This is a genomic window from Streptomyces tirandamycinicus (assembly GCF_003097515.1).
Taxonomy (GTDB): Bacteria; Actinomycetota; Actinomycetes; order Streptomycetales; family Streptomycetaceae; genus Streptomyces; species Streptomyces tirandamycinicus.
The window spans coordinates 6,844,035-6,863,196 of record NZ_CP029188.1 but is presented as its reverse complement, the minus strand read 5'-3'; the positions used below and the strand labels follow the sequence as shown (position 1 = coordinate 6,863,196).

Here is a 19,162-nt window from a genome sequence, read left to right as displayed (position 1 = left end):
CGGCGCCGGGGCACGGACACGGTCCGGCTCTCCCCGCTGCGCGGTGGGAGGGGCCGGGTCGTTCAGGCACTTGAGGCGGCGCCGTGGATGGAGGGCCGGGCGATGCCGGTGTCTTGACGTCCGGCCGGGTGCCTGGATTACTGATCCCGGACAGCTCGACCGAATGATCGGTCGCCCGGTTTGCGAGTGGCAGGGGAGTCTTCCGTATGGCGGATCGGACGGACCGGACGGACCTGAAGGACCTGACCGGCCCGGCGGACCTGCTGGACGCCGGCGAGCGCCTCGGCCGTGAAGAACTGCGGGCCCTGCAACTGGAGCGGCTGCGTACCACCCTGCGTCACGCCTACGACCACGTCGGCTTCTACCGGAAGTCGTTCGACGAGGCCGGGCTGCGGCCCGAGGACTGCCGCTCCCTGGAGGACCTGGCCCGCTTCCCCTTCACGGCCAAGGCGGATCTGCGCGACCACTACCCGTTCGGGATGTTCGCCGTGGAGCAGTCGCGGGTGCGCCGCATCCACGCCTCCAGCGGCACGACCGGGCGGCCCACGGTGGTCGGCTACACCGACCGGGACCTGGACACCTGGGCGGACGTGGTGGCCCGCTCGATCCGCGCGGCCGGGGGCCGGCCGGGGCACACGGTGCATGTGGCGTACGGCTACGGCCTGTTCACGGGCGGGCTCGGCGCGCACTACGGCGCGGAGCGGCTCGGCTGCACGGTCGTCCCGGCGTCCGGCGGGATGACGGCCCGGCAGGTGCAGCTGATCCAGGACTTCCGGCCCGAGATCGTCATGGTGACGCCGTCGTACATGCTGACCCTGCTGGACGAGTTCGAGCGGCAGGGCGTCGATCCGCGGTCCACCTCGCTGAAGGTGGGGATCTTCGGCGCGGAGCCGTGGACCGAGGAGATGCGGCGGGAGATCGAGGAGCGGTTCGCGATCGACGCGGTCGACATCTACGGCCTGTCCGAGGTGATGGGGCCGGGCGTGGCCCAGGAGTGCGTGGAGACCAAGGACGGTCTGCACATCTGGGAGGACCACTTCTATCCGGAGGTCGTGGACCCCGTCACGGGTGAGGTGCTGCCGGACGGCGAGGAGGGCGAGCTGGTCTTCACCTCGCTCACCAAGGAGGCGATGCCGGTGATCCGGTACCGGACACGGGACCTGACCCGGCTGCTGCCGGGGACCGCGCGGGTGTTCCGGCGGATGGAGAAGGTCACGGGGCGCAGCGACGACATGATCATCCTGCGTGGGGTGAACCTCTTCCCGACCCAGATCGAGGAGATCGTGCTGCGCACGCCCGGGCTCGCCCCGCACTTCCAGCTGCGTCTGACGCGGGAGGGCCGGATGGACGCGCTCACCGTCCGGGTCGAGGCACGTGAGGGCCTGTCGCCGGAGCAGCGGGAGGCCGCGGCTATGGAGGTCGCGGCGGCGGTCAAGGACGGGGTCGGGGTGTCCGTCGGTGTCGAGGTGGTCGACCCGGAGACGCTGGAGCGGTCGGTCGGCAAGATCAAGCGGATCGTCGACCTGCGCTGAGCACGGGGCCGCCCGCGGGAGGCGGGGGCGTGAGCGCCGGATGCCCCGGGCGGTGCACAGCCGGACGGTGGCGACCCGCGCCGGTGCGGGCCGGGCGCCGGGCCGCCACGGCGCCGCAATCGCCGGCCCCGTCGGGGCCGTGGTAACGCCCGTCGAGGCTGAGAGCCAGGTTTGCGGTCACCCTGCGGTCGCCGGCTGAGTGGGTCACTGCGCGCTCCTTGTGTCGGTGCTGTCGGTGCTGTCGGTGCTGTCGGTGCCATGCGGGTCTGCGGCGAGGGCCGCCACGAGTTTGTCGAGGCTCTGGCCGAAGCCGATCTCGATGCCCGCGATGAAGTCGGCGGAGTCGACCGTGCTGTCGGCGATCCGCCAGTGGACGGGCCCGGGTGCGCGCCGCGCCGCCGGGCCTGCGAACCGGGACGGGGCCGCGGCCGGCCGCCTCGATGAGCTCGGCGGCGGTGGCCGCCGTCTCCCGCATCAGCGCGTCGAGCTCCGCCAACGCGGGGAAACGGTCCGCCGGGTGTTCGGCACCGGGGCCGGTGGTCTGCGCCCGCCGCCCGCCGCCGCGGGCGAGCGGGGACCCCACGGCGCCCCCGGTGGGGGTGTGTTCCGCCGTACCGGCGGCGGGTCCAACCACGGCGGGTGCTACTGCGGCGGGTGCTACTGCGGCGGGTGCTGCTGCGGCCGGTCCCACTGCGGCGGCCGCCGGTACCGAAGGCGGGTTCGTGGCCGCCCCCGCCGCGACGTCCCCGCGCCCGGACCGCAGCGACAGCCGCAGCCCGGAGAGCACACCCGGATCCAGCGAGACCAGCCCGCCGCTCAGGTCGAGGCGTACCGGCAGCCGTGGCGGGACGGCGCCGCCCACCCCGTCCGGCGCGGGCCCGGTGGCCGCCCCGACGACGGCATCGGCGCGGGGGGCGGAGGGGCGGCGGTCCGGCGCCCCGTCAGGCGCGGGGCCACGGCGGTCGATCGCACCGGCGCCGATCACGTCGCGGTCGATCGCAACGGGGCCGATCGCACCGGAGTCCATCGCAACGGGGTCGATCACGTCGCGGTCGACGTCGCGGTCGACGTCGATGACGCCGGGGTCGACCGCCGCGCCCACCGTCCACAGCGCCACCGCGACACGTCTGAGCTGGGCCAGGCCCGGCCGATGCGGGGAGTTGGCGGCGACGGCGAGATGGTCCCGGCCCGCCAGCGTGTCCCCGATGAGCGACCCCAGGCCTCCCGTACCGACCTGGACGAAGGCCCGGAACCCCGCCGCGTACAGCGACTCCGTCAACTGGCGGAAGCGCACGGGCTCCAGCAGATGGCGGACGAACAGCTCCCGGACGGCCGCCTCGTCACCGGGGAAGGGGGCCGCCGTCGTGCCCGACCAGACCGGCACCGTGGGCGGGTGCAGCGCGAAGCGCTCGGCCGCGGCGCGGAACGGTCCCAGCGAGGGCTCCAGCATGGGCGTGTGGAATCCCGAGCGGAACGGCAGCACACGGCACAGCACGCCCCGCGCGCGGAAGGCGCGGACGAACTCCCCGACCGCGTCCGGCGGTCCGCAGACCATCGACTGGCTCGGCGCGTTGTCGTGGGACAGGGTCACCGGCAGCCGAAGGGCAGCCAGCCCCGCCATGACGCGGTCCGCCGACGCGCCCACCGCGGCGAAGGCGAGGTCGGGCACCGTCACCGCGTCGGGGTCGAGCGACGCCATGAAGTCGTCGACCGCGCGCTCGGAGTAGAGGCCCGCGACCGCCATCGCCGTCCACTCGCCGATGCTGTGCCCGGCCACCGCCTCCGGTACGACGCCCATCCGGCGCAGCGCCGCGTCCAGCAGCCTGCCCACCGCGACCACGCCCAGCCCGTGCCGGCCGACGTCCCCGACCCGCGCCGCCGCCACTCCGCTCCGCGGCCCCGGCCCGGCGGGACCGAAGCGCTCGGCGACGTCGTCGACGCGCGGCTCGAACTCGCCCTCCAGCCCGGGGAAGACGAACGCGATCCGGCCCGGCCGGTCGCCGCCGAGCAGCGGGTACGGGGCGAACCACACGTCGCTGCGGCCGTGCCACGCCCGGCCCTTGGCGGCCACCCGGCGGGCGAGCGCCAGCCGTTTCGGCGTGGGGCCGACGATCCCGAGACGGGTCCGCCCGGTGGGGCGGCCGGCGGGGGCGGGCCCCGGCGCCAGCACGGTGGAGTCGTCGGCGTCCAGCCGGGCGGCGAGGTCCTCCGGTGTGCCCGCCGCGAGCAGCAGTACGCGCTCCGGCTCGGTCACCGCGGTGACCGCCCGTGTCCGGCCCGGACGGCCCGGCGCCCCTTCGGCGGCCGCCGGGAACGCGGCCCGCCCTCCCGGCGTGGCCGTGAACGGCCGTGCCTGCGGCGCCTGTTCGAGGACGACATGGGCGTTGACCCCGCCGAACCCGAAGGCGTTCACCGCGGCCCGGCGCGGAGTGCCGCCGGGGCCCGGCTCCCAGGGCGCCGCCGCTGCGAGCGGACGGAAACGCGTGCCGGCGAGCGCGGGGTGCGGATCGTCGCAGTGCAGGGTCGGCAGCAGTGTCGCGTGGTGCACGGCGAGAGCCGCCTTGACCAGGCCCGCGACCCCCGCCGCCGGCATCGCATGGCCGATCATCGACTTCACCGAGCCGATCACGGCCGTTCGGCCGTCACCGCCGTGGCCGCCGTCACCGCCGTGGGCGTTCCGCCCGTCCGGCGGCCCGAACACCTCCCTCAGCGTGCGCAGTTCGGCCGCGTCACCGGCAGGGGTGGCAGTGCCGTGCGCCTCCAGCAGACCGACCGACCCCGGCTCGGCCGGGTCCAGCCCGGCCGCCTCCCACGCCTGCCGCACGGCGCGGACCTGGCCGCGCGGATCGGGGCTGGCCAGTCCCGCCGTACGCCCGTCGCTGCCGACCGCGGTGCCCCGGACGACCGCGTAGATCCGGTCCCCGTCCCGTTCGGCGTCCGCCAGCCGCTTCAGCACCACCACGCCCGTGCCCTCGCCGATGAGGATGCCGTCCGCGTCCCGGTGGAAGGGGCGGATGCGCTGACTCGGGGACAGGGCGCGCAGTTGCGAGAAGACGCTCCACAGCGTGATGTCGTGGCAGTGGTGCACCCCGCCGGCGAGCACCAGGTCGCACCGGCCGGACGCCAGCTCGCCGACCGCCTGGTCCACGGCGACGAGCGAGGAGGCGCACGCGGCGTCCACGGTGTAGGCGGGCCCGCGCAGGTCGAGCCGGTTGGCCAGCCGGGAGGCCGCCAGATTGGGGACCAGCCCGATGGCGTTCTCCGGCCGGTCGGGACCCAGACGTTCGGTGAACGCCTCCCGTACCCGGGCGAGCTGCTCGGCTCCGAGGCCCGGCAGCAACTCCCCGAGCGTGCGCACCAGCTGGGCCGCGGTGCGCACCCGCTGGTCGAGGCGGACCAGCCCCGGCGTCAGATAGCCGCCCCGGCCGAGCACGACGCCGATCCGCTCCCGAGCCGGCAGCCGGTCCTCGCCGCCCGCGTCGGCGATGGCGGACGCGGCCACCTGGAGCGCGATCAGCTGGTCGGGTTCGGTCCCGGACACCGAACTGGGCATGATGCCGAAGCGGGCCACGTCCACGTCAGCCAGCGCGTCCACGAAACCGCCGCGCCGGCAGTACACCCGGTCCGCCGCGGCCGGTTCGCCCGCCGCTCCGGGGCGGTAGTACGCGGCGTCCCAGCGGCCCTCGGGCACCTCGCCGATGGCGTCGGCCCCGGCGGCCAGATTGCGCCAGTACGCCGTCAGATCGCGGGCTCCCGGCAGCAGTACGGCCATTCCCGTGATGGCGACGGGCACCGCGCGACGGCCATGGCCGGGTCCTCCGCACCCGCCGCCCGCGGTCCGGGCCGTGCCGGCACGCGCACCTCCGGCGGCCATGTCACCACTCCGAGGCGGTGTGGACGACCGCCCCGGCCGTCAGGCCGCCCCAGGCGAGTTCCCGCAGCAGTGCCGGCGGCCCCTCCTCGGGGTCGATCAGGGTGATCCCCCGTCTGGCGTACGCCCGGGCGAGCTCCGGTCGGACCATGCCGGTGTGCAGGCCGCCGGGGGCCCAGGGGCCCCAGTGGACCGTCAGCGCCCGCCGTCCGGTACGGGCTCCCCACTGCTCGCCCAGGGTCTCCAGGGCGTCGTTGGCCGCCGCGTAGTCCGCCTGGCCCCGGTTGCCGAGCACCGCGGAGACGCTGCCGAACAGCACCACGAACGACGGTCCGGCGTCGGGGAGTTCGTCGAGGGCCGAGAGCAGGGCGGCGGCCCCGCCGACCTTGGTGCCGTACACCCGCTCGAAGGACTCGGCGGACTTCTCCGCGATGAGCCGGTCGTCGATGACCCCCGCCGCATGGACCACGCCGTCGAGGCGCCCGTGGTCCGCGTGGATCTCCTTCACCGCCTGGAGCACGGCCGCGGCGTCGCGGCAGTCGGCGCTGCGGTAGTGGACCCGGCTCCCGGCGGCCTCGACCGCCGCCAGGGTCGCGGATATCTCCCGCTGGGCGAGGAGCAGCCGGGCCGCCCGGTCGACGTCGGCGGGGGAGCCGTACCCGCCGCGTGCGGCGAGTATCCGGCGCAAGGCCGACCGGTCCCGGGCCGCCGCCGTCACCGGGTCCTCCGGACCGGCCGGAGCGGGTGTCCTGCCGAGCAGTTCGACGCGGCACCGGGAGGCGCGTGCGAGCGCGACGGCGCAGGCGGCCGTGATGCCCCGGGCCCCGCCGGTGAGCAGGACGACGGCGTCCTGGCCGAGTCCGAGCGCCGCCGCTTCGGCCGCCCCGTCCCCGGCCGGTCCCGCGCCGGTCAGCGCCGTCAGCCCGAAGGGCGCCTCGACCAGCTCCCACCCGTGGCGGCCGCCGGCGTCGCGCACGACGACCGGTGGGCCGCCGGCCGCCTTCAGTTCCTCGACGACCGCGGCGGCGACGCCGTCCGGGGTGCGCAGCCGGCCCGCCCCGCCGCCCGGGTCGAGGTCGAGCACGGTCGCCTCGGTGTCCGGGCACTCCCGGGCGATGGTGCGGAAGAGCCCGCGCAGCCCCGCCGAACGCCCGGCCGCCCGGCCCTCCTCGGCGAGCCGTACGGCGACGAGCCGTGCGGGGCGGCAGGCCAGTGCGGCCTTGACGGTCTGGAAGGCGGCGGGCAGCACCGGCGGTCCGGACGTCGCCAGCGGGTCCAGGAGGACGACGCCGCCGAGCGGCCCATGGTCCTCCCACGGCGGCGGTTCCTGCCCGGCGCCGAGGACGACGGGTACGGCACCGTGCCGCTCCAGCTCCGCAGCGAGCGCACCCGTGACCCCGGCGAGCGCACCGTCCCCGTCGCCGAGCAGCGCGAACCGCCGCCCCCGGAGGGCCGCGGGCGCCGCGGCACCGGCGCCGCCGGTCAGGGGCACCTTCCGCGACCGGAGGCGTCTCGGCGCCGCGACCGGAGGCGCTGCTGCCACCGGAGGAACCGCCGCGACCAGGGGCGCTTGCTCCGCTCCTGAAGCCCCGGCGTCCCCGGCGTCCCCGGCGTCCCCGAAAGCCCCGCCCTCGCCGGTACCGGCGGCGTCCCGGGCGTCCCCGGCGTCCCGGGTATCCGAGGCGTCCGAGGTGTCCGAGGTGTCCGCGGGGTGCGCGGGGTGCGACCGCTCGCCCGGCCTCGCCGGGGCCGGGGGTGCACCGGAGGCCGGGCCCGCTCCGTCGGCGTACGCGCCCGGGGCGGAGGCCGTTCACGCTCGTCGCCGCCCTCGACGGTGCGGACGACCGGCTGGGGCACCACCCCGAGCGTGCTCTCCGGCCGGATCGCCTACCAGCTCGGCCTGGTCGGCCCGGCCGTCACCGTCGACACCGCCTGCTCCTCCTCCCTGGTCGCCCTGCACCTGGCCGTCCGCTCGCTGCGCTCGGGCGAGACCACCCTGGCCATCGTGGGCGGCGCGACCGTGATGTCCTCGCCCGGCATGTTCGTGGAGTTCTCCCGCCAGCGCGGTCTGGCCCCCGACGGCCGGATCAAGTCCTTCGCCGCCGCCGCCGACGGCACCTCCTGGTCGGCCGGGGCCCGCCCGGTCCGGCCCCCCTCCGGGCCCGGTGCGGACGGCCCCCCGGCCGCACACCCGGCCGGCCCGGCCCCGCACGCTGACGTGCACCCGGACGTGCACCCGGACGTGTACCCGGACGGGACGGCCCCCGCGGTGCCAGGCGCCCGCTCGGAGTACCCGGTGCGGGTGGGCACCGCCGCGATGCCCTACCTGCTCGACCACTGCTTCTTCCGGCAGCGGGCGGACTGGCCGGAGGTGGCCGACCGCTGGCCGGTCGTCCCGGCCACGACGATCGTCCACCACCTGATGGAGGCGGCCGAGCGCAGTGCGCCGGGCAGGCGCGCGGTCGCCGTGCACGACGCCCGGTTCGACCGGTGGCTGACCGCCGCCGAGCCCGCGGACGTGACGGTCGGCGCCGCCCCCGCGGGCCATGGGCGGGTGGCCGTGTCCTTCGGGCCGCACGCCCGCGCCGTCGTGGAGGTCGCCGCGCGGTACCCCGCGCCCCCGCCGCCCTGGGATCCGGCGGGATGCGGCGACGAACGCGCGCCGGACCACTCGGCCGCCCAGCTGTACGACGAGCGCTGGATGTTCCACGGCCCCGCGTACCAGGGGGTCACCGCGCTGCGGGGCATCGGCCGGCGGCACGTCCGTGCGCTGCTGACCACGCCACCGGCGCCGGGCGCGCTGCTGGACAACGTCGGGCAGGTCCTCGGCTACTGGATCATGGCGACCGGCACCGAGCGGACGGTCGTGTTCCCGGTGCGGATGCGGCAGATGCGGTTCTTCGGTCCGGCGCCGCGGCCCGGCACCGAGCTGGAGTGCCTGGTCCGCGTCACCTCGCTCACCGGGGACCTGCTGGAGGCGGATGCCCAGCTGACCTCCGGCGGCCGTGTCTGGGCGGAGCTGATTGGCTGGCAGGACCGCCGGTTCGACAACGACCCGCACACGCGCCCGGTCGAGCGCTTCCCGGAGCGCCACACGCTGTCGGAGGCCCGTCCCGGCGGCTGGGCGTTGGTCCACGAGCGCTGGCCGGACCTGGCGTCCCGCGATCTGATCATGCGCAATATGCTCGGCAGCGCAGAACGCGCCGCGTACGAACGGCACTCGCCACGCGGCCGCCGGCAGTGGCTGCTCGGCCGGATCGCCGCCAAGGACGCCGTACGGCAGTGGCTGTGGCAGCGGGGTGAGGGCCCGGTCTTCCCCGCCGAGCTGAGCGTGCACAACGACGCGCGGGGACGCCCCCGGGTGACCGGGACGCACGGGCGGACCCTCCCGCCGCTGGCCGTCTCCCTCGCCCACCGGGCCGAGGCGGCCGTGGCGATCGTGCGCCCGGGCCGGCCGGACCCGGACGGAGGCGCGGTCACCGGTCCGGGCATCGACATCGAGGAGATCGCCGAGCCGTCCGGGGCCACGCTGGCCGCGGCCCTGACGCCCGGTGAGCGCGAGCTGCTGACGGTCTGCCGCGCCCGGACCGGCACGGGCACGGGCACAGGCCCGGACACAGGCACAGGCACAGGCCCGGACACAGGCACAGGCACGGGCACGGACACGGGCACGGGCACCACCGGCACCGGCGTGTCGGCGGGCGCTTCGGCGGCGCTGTGGTTCACCCGCTTCTGGGCGGCGAAGGAGGCGGCGGCCAAGGCTGAGGGAACCGGCTTCGACGGCCGTCCCAAGGACTTCGCCGTGGTGGCGGCGTCCGGGGACCGGCTGACGGTCGAGGTCCGCGGCGCCCCGGGCACACCGGTCCGGGCGTACCGGATCAGGTGCGAACAGGTGGCCAATCCCCCGGGACTTCCCCCGCGCTCGTACGTCGTGGCATGGACCGAGGGACCGGAACGGCACCGGAACGGACACGAGGAGGAGGACAGGACGTGACCACGACTCATCCGGCGGGTCCGCCGGGGGCGGACGAGGACGCGATACTCGCCGACATCACGGCCATGATCGCGCAGGTTCTCGAGGACGACGGCCTCGACGGCACCGAGGTCGGGACGCAGACCCGGTTCGGCAGGGACCTGGAGTTCGAGAGCATCGACCTGGTCACCCTGGCCGGGCACCTGGAGGCCCGGTACGGGCGCGACGTCAACTTCGCCGAGTTCGTGGCCTCGATGGAACTCGACGACATCATCGAGCTCACCGTCGGCCGGCTGGTCGAGCACGTGGCGGGCTGCCTCAAGAGCGCGGAAGCGGCCTGACCGGTGGCGATCATCGACACCACCGGTGTGCCCCTGCACGTCCAGCGGCTCCGCCCCGCCGGCGAACGGGCCGGCCGGGAGACCGTCGTCCTGCTGCACGGGCTGCTCACCGACAGCCTCGCCAGCTACTACTTCACCGTGGCCCCCGCGTTCGCCGCGGCCGGGCTGGACGTCGTCATGTACGACCACCGGGGGCACGGCCGCAGCGGGCGACCGGCCAGCGGCTACGGTCTCGGACGGTTCACGGACGACCTCGGCGCGCTGCTGGACCGGCTGGAGATCCCCGGCCCGGTCCATCTGGTCGGCAACTCGTTCGGCGGCACGGTGTCCTTCGGCTACGCCCTGCGCCGCCCGGACCGGGTCGCCAGCATCTCGGTCGTCGAGTCCGAGCCGGCCACGGCGTCCTGGGCGCGCAAGATCGCCGGGCTGCTGGACCGGGTACGGCACGAGATGACCGTCAACGAGAGCGAGGCGCTCGACTGGATCGCCGCGCACCGCGGCCGCCGCACGGCCCGGCTGGCGAGGTCCGCGGGCAGGCTGGTGCGGGACACCGCGATCGCCGCGGAGCTCACCGTCTGCGAGCCGGTCACCGAGGACGCGCTGCGCCTGCTGGACTGCCCGGTGCTCGCCGTGTACGGGGCCGACTCCGACCTGTGCGAACAGGCCCCGTGGCTGCGGTCGTTGCTGCCGCGCAGCCGGACGGTGCTGGTGCCGGGCCATGAGCACTCGGTGCTGGTGGAGGCGCCGGGCCGGGTACGCGACGAGGTCCTCGGGTGGATCGCGGAGCACGCCGCGCCCGGCGGCCCCGGCGGGGCGCGGCTCGGGGAGGGAGGCCGGGCGGCGGCCGCGCGGGCGGAGGTGAACGCCCCGTGAGCCGCTTCCTGTTCGTCGTTCCTCCGCTCGTGGGGCACGTCAATCCGCTGGTGGGCGTCGCCGCCGAGCTTGCCTCCCGCGGCCATCCGGTGGCCTGGGCGGGGGTGCCCGAGCTGGTGTGCCGTCTGGCCGGGCCGGACGCGCACGTCTTCCCTTCGCCGGTGTCCTGGGCCGAGGCGGACCGCCCCGTGCGGCCGGCGGACATCCGGGGGCCGGAGGCCCTGCGGTTCCTCTGGGAGCGGTTCCTGGTGCCGCTCGCGGACGCGATGGCCGACGGCGTACGGGAGGCCGTGCTGGCGTTTCGGCCCGATGTGGTCGTGGCGGACCAGCAGGCGCCGGCGGGGGCACTGGTGGCGGAGCGGCTCGGGGTGCCGTGGGCGACGTCGGCGACGACACCGGCCGAGTTCACGGACGCCCTGGCGGCCATGCCGAAGGCCGCCGCGTGGATCGACGCGCTGCTGCGGGACCTCCGGCAGCGCATCGGGGACCCGGAGGGCACGGCGGATCCGCGGTTCTCGCCCCGCCTGGTGCTGGCCTTCACCGCGCCGGAGCTGGCCGGGCCGCCCGCCCGGGGCGGCGACGCGATCCGCTGGGTGGGCCCTTCGCTGACCGCCCGTCCCTCCCCCGCGGACTTCCCCTGGGAATGGCTGGACCCCGGGCGGGCGACGGTCCTGGTCACCCTCGGCACCGCGAACACCGGTGCCGGCGAGCGCTTCCTCACCGCGTGCGCCGAGGCCCTGCGGGCGCGCGCGGACCGACTGCAGGCGGTCGTCGTCGACCCGCAGGGCGCCCTCGGCGCCCGGCCCGGCGCCGGGCCGAACGGTGCCTTCCCCGGGACTGGGACGGGGACGGAGAGGGGGACGGGGACGGGGACGGGTGGCGTCCGGGTGGACGGGGACCTGCTCGCCCTGCCCGAGGTGCCGCAACTCGCGTTGCTCCGGCGCGTCGACGCCGTCGTCTGCCATGCCGGTCACAACACGGTGGTCGAGGCGCTGTGGCACGGCGTCCCCCTCGTCGTGGCGCCGATCCGGGACGACCAGCCGGTGGTCGCCGCGCAGGTGTGCGACGCGGGGGCCGGGGTCCGTGTCCGGTTCGGCCGGGCCACCGCCGCCCGTATCGGGGACGCCGTGGACGCCGTGCTGTACGGCCCCGGCCACCGGGCGGCCGCCCGTGCCGTCGGATCGGCACTGCGCGCGGCGGGCGGAGCCGCGGCGGCGGCGGACCACCTGGAACGGATGCCGGAGGTCCCAGGGGACCACGAGGACGTTGAAGCCTCCGAGGACTCCGAGGCATGCGAGGTATACGAGGACGCCGAGGAACACGGGGGCCCCGGGAAACCCGGGAAGCCCGGGAAGCCCGAGCAGCACGAGGAGCCCGGGAAGCCCGGGAACCGCAGGAACCCCGGGAAGCCTGGGAAGCCCGGGAAGCCCGGGACCGCCGAGGACAGGGAGGCCGGATGACGCCCAGGGAGAAGCCCGCCCGAAGACGCCGGGCCAGGAGGGAGACCGTGGCCGTGCTGCGCGCGGAGTACGGCGCCGAACTCGCCGACGGACCGCGGGCGTTCTTCGAACCGCTGCGCCACGGCTGCCCTTGGTGCGGCTCGGTCCTGATCGGCGGGCATCTGCTGACCCGGGATCTGATCCAGCACAAGCCCGGACGGTTCCGGATCGACCGCTGCCGCTCCTGCGGTCATCTCTTCCAGAACCCGCGGCTGAACGCCCGGGGGCTCGACTTCTACTACCGCGACTTCTACGACCGGCTCGGCGAGCAGCAGCTGGACGCGATGTTCGGCGGGCGCACCCGGTCCTACCGGCGGCGCGCGGAGTCCGTGCGGCCCCATCTCGGCGGGGTGAAGCGGTGGCTCGACGTGGGGACCGGGCACGGGCACTTCTGCGAGGCGGCCCGTACGGTCCTGCCCGACGTGGTGTTCGACGGCCTCGACCGGTCCGAGGGGGTCGAGACGGCCGAGCGCCTGGGGCGGGTGGAGCGGGGCTTCCGGGGCGGCTTCACGGAGCTGGCGGGGGAGCTCGCCGGGGAGTACGACGCGGTGAGCCTGTTCCACTATCTGGAGCACTGCCCGGAACCCCTGCGGGAGCTGGAGGCGGCCCGTACGTCGCTGCGCCCGGGCGGGCATCTGGTCGTGGAGGTGCCGGACCCGGAGAGCCGGTACGCGCGCCTGCTCGGCCGCTGGTGGCTGCCCTGGCTCCAGCCCCAGCACCTCCATCTCATGCCGGTGGGCAACCTCCGCGGCGCGCTGTCGGACCTGGGGTTCACGGTGGTGGCGGAGCAGCACCGGTCGGCGCACGAGCGGGTGGATCTGGTGGCCGCCGTGTGGCTGGCGCTGGAGGGCGCCGCGCCGCGCGACGACCTTCCGTGGCTTCCGCCCGTCGGCCCGGTGCACCGTGCGCTGCGGGGCGCGGCGCTGCTGGCGGGCGTCCCGGCGCTGGCGGCGGCGGCCCTGCTGGATCAGGCGGTGGCGCCCTTCGCCGGCCGGCTCGGGCTGTGCAACGCGTACCGCCTGGTGGCCCGGAAGGACTGACGAGACGGCCGGCCAGGCCACACGGGCGGGTGGCCGTGAACGACGCGGGCGCATGCCGCAGCCGGTGGACCGTACCGCGCGGGCCCGTCCCCGGTTCGTGACCGGGTGCGACCGGGTGGAGCCGGACGGGACCGGGTGGAGCCTCGTGCGACCGGGTGGAGCCGGGTGCGGCCACGGCCGTCTGCTCGTCCGTTCACATCGACCAGACCTCAATGCACCTTTTGCCCGGATATGATGCATTTTGTGATCATGTCCGGTCGGCGACGGCGCCCTCGTCCTCTCTACGGAGCCCGGTGGAAGGCTGCCCTGCTGTCGCCGGCGGTCCTGACCGTCGTCATCACCTCCCTGGCGTTCTCCACGCCGCGGGAGATCGCCTTCAGCAGGCTGCTCCCCGCCGCACCCGCGCTCGCCGCCGCGATGTGGCCGGTGCTCCCCACGATCCTGCTGGGGACGTTCTGCCTGGCGGTCATGATCAGCCTCAGCTTCTTCTACACCGATCTGGGGACGCCGTACACCGGGGCCGCGATCATCCTGGTGACCCTGGCGGCCGCGTACGCGAGCCATGTCAGGATCCAGCGGGAGGAGGCGCTGTTCCATGTACGGCTCGTCGCCGACGCCGCCCAGAAGGTCCTGCTGCGCCCGCTGCCCAGCCGCATCAACGACGTCGAGATCGAGTCGCTGTACCTGGCGGCCCAGGAGCAGGCCCGGATCGGAGGCGACTTCTACGAGGTGGCCGACACCCCGTACGGCGTACGGCTGCTCATCGGCGACGTGCGGGGCAAGGGCCTGTCGGCGGTGGGCGCCGCATCGGCGGTGATCAACTGCTTCCGGGAGAACGCGTACGACCAGCCCGACCTCAGGGGCATCACCCGGCGGCTGGAGACCAGCATCACCCGCTACACCGCGGCGTTCCCCACCCAGGACCTGCCCGAGCGCTTCGCCACCGCCCTGCTCGTCGAGATCCCGCACTACGGCGGAGCCATCCGGATCCTCAACTGCGGCCATCCCCCGCCGATGCTCGTCCACCGTGGTGAGATCCGCGTCCTGGAGCCGTCCACCCCGTCGCCGCCGCTGAATCTGGCGACGCTCATCGGAGACCACTACTACGTCGACACCGTTCCCTTCGATCCGGGCGACCACCTGCTGCTCTACACGGACGGCGTGACGGAGACCCGGGACCGCACCGGCGAGTTCTTCCCGCTGCCGGACTGGATGCGGGACAACGGCCCGGCCGCGCCGCGGGATCTGCTCGACCGGCTCCACCACGACCTGCTCCGCTACAGCGGTGGACGGCTCGACGACGACATCGCCGCACTCGCCGTGCGGTGCCCCAACAGCCGGGGGCCGGGGGCGACGGCGTAGCCGCCCGCGGTCCGTGGCCGGCTTCCACCGCGCCGGGCTCCGGGGCGGCCGGCACCGGCGGGTGCACCGTCTTCGGTGCCGCGGGGGCCCGGCTGGGGCCATGAGGTCCGGACGGCGTCCGCGTTGGTGTTCCGCGGCGCCCAGGATCATGCTGGTGACGAGAGCCCTGGCCGTGAGGTCCCCGCCGGCAGCGGGAGCCACGCCACTAGCAAAGGGGCGAGATCAGCGGCGATGGAACGTCTTCCCACCTCACCGGGCGAGCATCCCGGCACCGCGCAGCCATCTCCCGTACCGGCCGACGGCCGGCCCGACCCCGCGCACCCGTCCGGCACGGCCCCCGGCGACCGGCCCGGCACCGCCGGGCCCGGCCCCGGGCGTCCGCTCCCGCCCGCCGCCACAGCGGTCATCAGCGAGCAGGGGGTCGTCACGGGATGGAGCGAGGGCGCCCGCCGACTGCTCGGCTACGCGCCCGCCGACGTCATGGGACGGCCCGCGACCGGCCTCCTGGCCCAGGGTGCGGCTCCCGTCGCGCCCGCTGCCGCCGCGTCGCCCCAGGACCTCAGCGGCACGCTGGCCCTGCGCCACCGGGACGGCCACGACCTCGCCCTCCCGCTGACCGCCACCCGGCGGACCACCACCAGCGGCATCACCGAATGGCTCGTGACCACCGCTTCCGGGGATGCGGCGGCGTCCGAAGATGCGGGAGCGACCGAAGCGGCGGAAGCGTCCGGGGAGGCAGAAGCGAACGAAGCGGCTGCAGCGTCCGGGGAGGCGGAAGCGGCGGCAGTGCCGGGGGATGCGGCGGCATACGAGGAGGCGGCGCCGGCCGCCGCCACTCCCCCGCAGGACGGGGCGCCCGGCGCCCCGGCTCCGGACGGCCCGGCCCCGGCCGTGGCCGCGGCGGCGGCGGGAGACGACGGAACGCCGGCCGCCGGACCATCGGACCGCGGCGCCCCGCCCGGGGGTCCAGCGGGCGGGGGTCCAGCGGGCGGGGATCCAGCGGACGGGGGTCCACCGGGCGTGGCCCCGGGTGCCGCCCAGCGGGCTCCGGAACACCCGGCGGGAGCAGAAGCGGCCGGTGGGCATCCAGCAGGTGGGGAAGCGGCCGGTGGGGACGCGGCCGGTGCGGCACCGTACGCCGGTCCGCCCACGGACGGACCACCGGCCGCGGGCACCGCTGCGGCCGCACCGTCGCACCCCGGCCCCCGGGCCGGTGGGGCGCCGCCCATCGGCTCCGCCACCGACGAGGCACTCGCCGCACGGGCGTTCGCCCAGTCCCCGTGCATGTTCGCGGTCTTCGACGCCGACCTCCGGCTGCTGCGGGCGAACGCCGCGATGGAGCACGTGCTGTCGCTGCCCGAGGCCCGGATGCGCGGACTGCGGCTCACGGAGTTCCTTCCCGACCCGGTGAGCGAGGAGACCGAGCGCACCATGAGCCTGGTGCTGCGGACCGGGCGGCCGCAGCAGGCGCCCACCGCCCTGCGGCCCACGGGCGGCAGTGCCGAGGCCGGCCGCCCCGCCACCGTCACTCCGCTCCGGGACGACGACGGCGGCATCCGGGCCGTGTGCCTGGCCGCCCACGCCCGCACCGAGGAGCCCGAGCACCACCTCACCCGGCAGCGGATGCTGCTGGAGGACCCGGGCGCCGGGATCGGCACCACCCTCGACCTGGAGCGCACCGCGCAGGAGCTCACCGACGCCGCCGTTCCCCGGCTCGCGGACTCCGCGGCCGTCGATCTGTGCGAGACGCCTCGTCACAGCCGCCCGACCGGCCCCCTCCCGCTGCGGCGCACCGCCTACCGCTCGCATCCGCCGGGTACCGGGCCGCCCGCCGGACCGGACCCGGTCACCCACCCCGCCCACTCCCCGCTGACCCTTTGCCTGACCACGGGCCGCAGTGCCGTGTACCGGATGGACGACCCGTCCCTCGCCCAGTGGAGGGCCGGCGATCCCGCGGCGGCGCGGCTGGACCGGGCCGGCACGCACACCCTCATGGCCGTCCCCCTGCTCATGGCGGGCTCCACTCTCGGAGTGGCGCTGTTCACCCGCGACCGCAACCCGCACCCGTTCACACCGGACGACCTGCAACTCGCCGAGCAGCTCACCCACCGCGCCGCCACCGGCATCCACAACGCGCGCCGCTTCACCCGCGAGCGGACGACCACGATGACCCTGCAGCGCAGCCTGCTCCCGCACACGCTGCCGGAGCAGCCCGCCCTCGACATCGCCACGCGCTATCTGCCCGCCGGCAGCGAAGCGGGCGTGGGAGGGGACTGGTTCGACGTCATCCCGCTGTCCGGCGCACGCGTCGCCCTCGTCGTCGGCGACGTCGTCGGTCACGGCATCAGGGCGTCCGCGACCATGGGCCGGCTGCGCACCGCGGTCCGCACCCTCGCCGATGTCGACCTCCCGCCGGACGAGTTGCTCACCCGGCTCGACGACCTCGTGCTCCATCTGTCCACCGACGAGTCCTCCACGTCCGCCGACGCCACGACCGGAATCGGCACCACCTGCCTCTACGCGATCTACGACCCGATCTCCCGCGAGCTGACGCACGCCCGCGCCGGGCACCCGCCACCGGCTGCCGCCACCCCGGACGGCGGCGTCTACTTCCTCGACACCCCCGCCGGCCCGCCGCTGGGCCTCGGCGGCCTCCCCTTCGAGACCAGCACCACCACACTCGCCGAGGGGACGCTGCTCGCCTTCTACACCAACGGCCTGCTCAACCCGCGCGAGACCGACATCGACCAGACCCTGGACACCCTCTTCACGGCGCTGGCCCACCCCTCGTCGGGCCTGGAGGCCACCTGCGACCGCATCCTCACGACCCTGCTCACCCACCCGCCCACCGACGACATCGCCCTGCTCATCGCCCGTACCAGGACGCTCCACCCCCATCACGTGGCGACGTGGGCGCTCCCGCACGACCCCGCGGTCGTCACCGAGGCCCGCCGCCGCACGACCGAGCAGCTCACCGGCTGGGGCCTGGCCGAAGCCGCGTTCATCACGGAGCTGATCGTCAGCGAGCTGGTCACCAACGCCATCCGCTACGGCAAGCCCCCCATCCGGCTTCGCCTCATCCACACCGACACCACCCTCACCACCGAAGTCACCGACCACAGCAGTACGAGTCCGCATCTGCGGCAGGCCCACACCTACGACGAGAACGGCCGCGGCCTCTATCTGATCGCCCAGCTCACGCAGCGCTGGGGCACCCGCCACACCCCGACCAGCAAGACCATCTGGACCGAGCAGACGCTGCTGTGAGCGCACCGGCACGTACGGGGAGCCGCGGAAACTCCGTTGCGGTCCGGGCGCGGGGCGACCGACAGTTGGCCCCATGACCACGCTCCCCACCCCGCCGCCCGGTATCACCGTGCGTCCGGCGACGCTCGACGACGCGGACGCGGTGTGCGCCCTCCTCAACGAGATCGACCTGCTGGAGATCGGCCGTGCCGACACCTCGCTGACGGAGGTCGAGGCCGATCTGAGGCATCCGGAGGTGGATCTGGAACGCGACTCGTGGCTGCTCCTCGACGGCGGCCGGCTGGTCGGTTACGGGCTGCTCTGGGACGACTCGGGCCACGAGCGGATCGACATGGACCAGTACACGCTCCCCGACCGGCAGCAGGTCTTCGGCCACCTGTTCGACCTGATGGAGGCCCGGGCCGTGCAGCGGGCGGCGCTGAACGGCGCACCGCGGGCGGTGGTGCACATGCACCTCACCACCAAGCCGACGACGGACGTGGACGCCCTGCGCGGACGCGGCTGGCGCCCGGTCCGCCGCTACAACGTGCTGACCCGCCCGCTGTCACCCGCCGCCGACCCGGTGCCCTCCCCACCCCCCGGCGTCACGCTGCGCCCGTGCGCGGCGGAGGAGGACCGCAGGAGCGCCCACGCGGTGCTGCAGGCGTCGTTCGCCGACCACTTCGACTTCCAGCCGCGCACCTACGAGCAGTGGCTGCACGACGTCGACGCCGACCGGGCCGACTGGTCGCTCGTCTGGATCGCGCACGTCGACGGCATCGGGGACGCGGCCGCGGTGCGCACGCACGACAACCGTGCCTCCTCGGGCTGGATCAGCAATCTCGGCGTCCTCCGGGAGGCGCGGGGCCGGGGCCTCGGGGGCCATCTGCTCCGCCACGCCTTCGGGCACTACGCGGCGATGGGCCGGGACCGGATGGGCCTCGGCGTCGACACCGACAACAGCAGCGGAGCCCTCGCCCTGTACGAGGGCCACGGCATGACGCTCGACTTCGCCGTCGACACCTGGGAGTTGACCCGGCCCGCCGGTTCCTGAGGAACGGCTCCACGACGGGCGCCCGGCCCGCCGGGGCGGGCACCATCGGGGCGGGCGCCCCCGGCTATCGCCGGTGCGGGAAGTCGGGGTCCTCCTCGGCGCTCGGCAGATCGCGGTGCCCGTCGTTCCAGGGGTTCGTCCACCCGCACACCCCGCACGCGTAGCGGCCGTTGATGCCGGACAGGCGGGTGCCGCAGCGTTCGCAGTCGGTCGCGGTGATCTGCAGCGCTCCGTCGTGGGCCGGATAGGCGGGGGGCGGAAGTTCCACGACCTGCGGGGGCCATGCACGACGACGGGGACGGCTGCTCATGCAGGGGAGGGTACCTGCTGAGCAACCGTCCGCCACGGGCCGCGTCGGCCAGGGGGCGCTC

At 75.5% G+C, this 19,162-nt stretch carries 11 protein-coding genes and 1 pseudogene; 9 read left to right on the top strand and 3 right to left on the bottom strand.

All coding sequences use genetic code 11. The features are described 5' to 3' along the window. Window positions 1-206: 206 nt before the first annotated feature. Window positions 207-1,532, top strand: a complete 1,326-nt coding sequence (paaK, locus tag DDW44_RS29605; protein ID WP_108908402.1) for a phenylacetate--CoA ligase PaaK — start codon at window positions 207-209, stop codon at window positions 1,530-1,532. Here paaK and DDW44_RS29595 read toward each other — a convergent pair. Next, entirely contained in the window at window positions 1,507-5,304 is a 3,798-nt protein-coding gene (locus DDW44_RS29595) for a beta-ketoacyl synthase N-terminal-like domain-containing protein (RefSeq protein ID WP_425275709.1), read from the bottom strand. The two genes, paaK and DDW44_RS29595, sit on opposite strands and share 26 nt — an antisense overlap. A 103-nt stretch (window positions 5,305-5,407) precedes the next feature. Further along, on the bottom strand, window positions 5,408-6,895 hold the full coding sequence (locus DDW44_RS29590; RefSeq protein WP_244224147.1) for an SDR family NAD(P)-dependent oxidoreductase: 1,488 nt from the start codon (window positions 6,893-6,895) through the stop codon (window positions 5,408-5,410). 360 nt (window positions 6,896-7,255) lie between these two features. On the opposite strand from DDW44_RS29590, the pseudogene DDW44_RS29585 reads away from it, so the two are divergent. From DDW44_RS29585 to DDW44_RS29550, 8 genes and pseudogenes are all read left to right on the top strand, one after another. Next, window positions 7,256-9,397, top strand: a pseudogene (locus tag DDW44_RS29585) (beta-ketoacyl synthase N-terminal-like domain-containing protein); the annotation flags it as partial. Next, on the top strand, window positions 9,394-9,717 hold the full coding sequence (locus DDW44_RS29580) for an acyl carrier protein (RefSeq protein WP_017947010.1): 324 nt from the start codon (window positions 9,394-9,396) through the stop codon (window positions 9,715-9,717). The pseudogene DDW44_RS29585 and the gene DDW44_RS29580, both read left to right, overlap by 4 nt. Window positions 9,718-9,720: 3 nt before the next feature. Continuing rightward, window positions 9,721-10,590: an alpha/beta fold hydrolase gene (locus DDW44_RS29575; protein WP_108908401.1), complete on the top strand. Its 870-nt coding sequence runs from the start codon at window positions 9,721-9,723 to the stop codon at window positions 10,588-10,590. Beyond that, the gene (locus DDW44_RS29570) at window positions 10,587-12,050 is read left to right on the top strand and encodes a glycosyltransferase (RefSeq protein ID WP_108908400.1); all 1,464 of its coding nucleotides are present in this window, start codon (window positions 10,587-10,589) and stop codon (window positions 12,048-12,050) included. Before DDW44_RS29575 ends, DDW44_RS29570 begins: the two co-directional genes overlap by 4 nt. After that, window positions 12,047-13,129 (top strand): class I SAM-dependent methyltransferase, encoded by a 1,083-nt coding sequence (locus DDW44_RS29565; protein WP_026165149.1) that lies wholly within the window; start codon window positions 12,047-12,049, stop codon window positions 13,127-13,129. The genes DDW44_RS29570 and DDW44_RS29565 overlap by 4 nt, the downstream gene beginning before the upstream one ends. Before the next feature lie 243 nt (window positions 13,130-13,372). Next, complete coding sequence (locus DDW44_RS29560) at window positions 13,373-14,491, top strand: PP2C family protein-serine/threonine phosphatase (protein ID WP_108908399.1); 1,119 nt, start codon at window positions 13,373-13,375, stop codon at window positions 14,489-14,491. 231 nt (window positions 14,492-14,722) lie between these two features. Next, on the top strand, window positions 14,723-17,758 hold the full coding sequence (locus tag DDW44_RS29555) for a SpoIIE family protein phosphatase (RefSeq protein WP_108908398.1): 3,036 nt from the start codon (window positions 14,723-14,725) through the stop codon (window positions 17,756-17,758). A 73-nt stretch (window positions 17,759-17,831) separates the two neighbouring features. Next, window positions 17,832-18,791: a GNAT family N-acetyltransferase gene (locus DDW44_RS29550; protein WP_108908397.1), complete on the top strand. Its 960-nt coding sequence runs from the start codon at window positions 17,832-17,834 to the stop codon at window positions 18,789-18,791. Between the two features lie 64 nt (window positions 18,792-18,855). Here the strand turns inward: DDW44_RS29550 and DDW44_RS29545 are convergent, their stop codons facing one another. Beyond that, window positions 18,856-19,101 (bottom strand): hypothetical protein, encoded by a 246-nt coding sequence (locus tag DDW44_RS29545; protein WP_108908396.1) that lies wholly within the window; start codon window positions 19,099-19,101, stop codon window positions 18,856-18,858. Window positions 19,102-19,162: the final 61 nt, after the last annotated feature.

Coding starts and splice junctions, on each gene's coding strand:
- DDW44_RS29565 (WP_026165149.1), top strand. CDS start 12,047: ATGACGCCCAGGGAGAAGCCCGCCCGAAGACGCCGGGCCAGGAGGGAG.
- paaK (WP_108908402.1), top strand. CDS start 207: ATGGCGGATCGGACGGACCGGACGGACCTGAAGGACCTGACCGGCCCG.
- DDW44_RS29555 (WP_108908398.1), top strand. CDS start 14,723: ATGGAACGTCTTCCCACCTCACCGGGCGAGCATCCCGGCACCGCGCAG.
- DDW44_RS29545 (WP_108908396.1), bottom strand. CDS start 19,101: ATGAGCAGCCGTCCCCGTCGTCGTGCATGGCCCCCGCAGGTCGTGGAA.
- DDW44_RS29595 (WP_425275709.1), bottom strand. CDS start 5,304: ATGGCCGTACTGCTGCCGGGAGCCCGCGATCTGACGGCGTACTGGCGC.
- DDW44_RS29550 (WP_108908397.1), top strand. CDS start 17,832: ATGACCACGCTCCCCACCCCGCCGCCCGGTATCACCGTGCGTCCGGCG.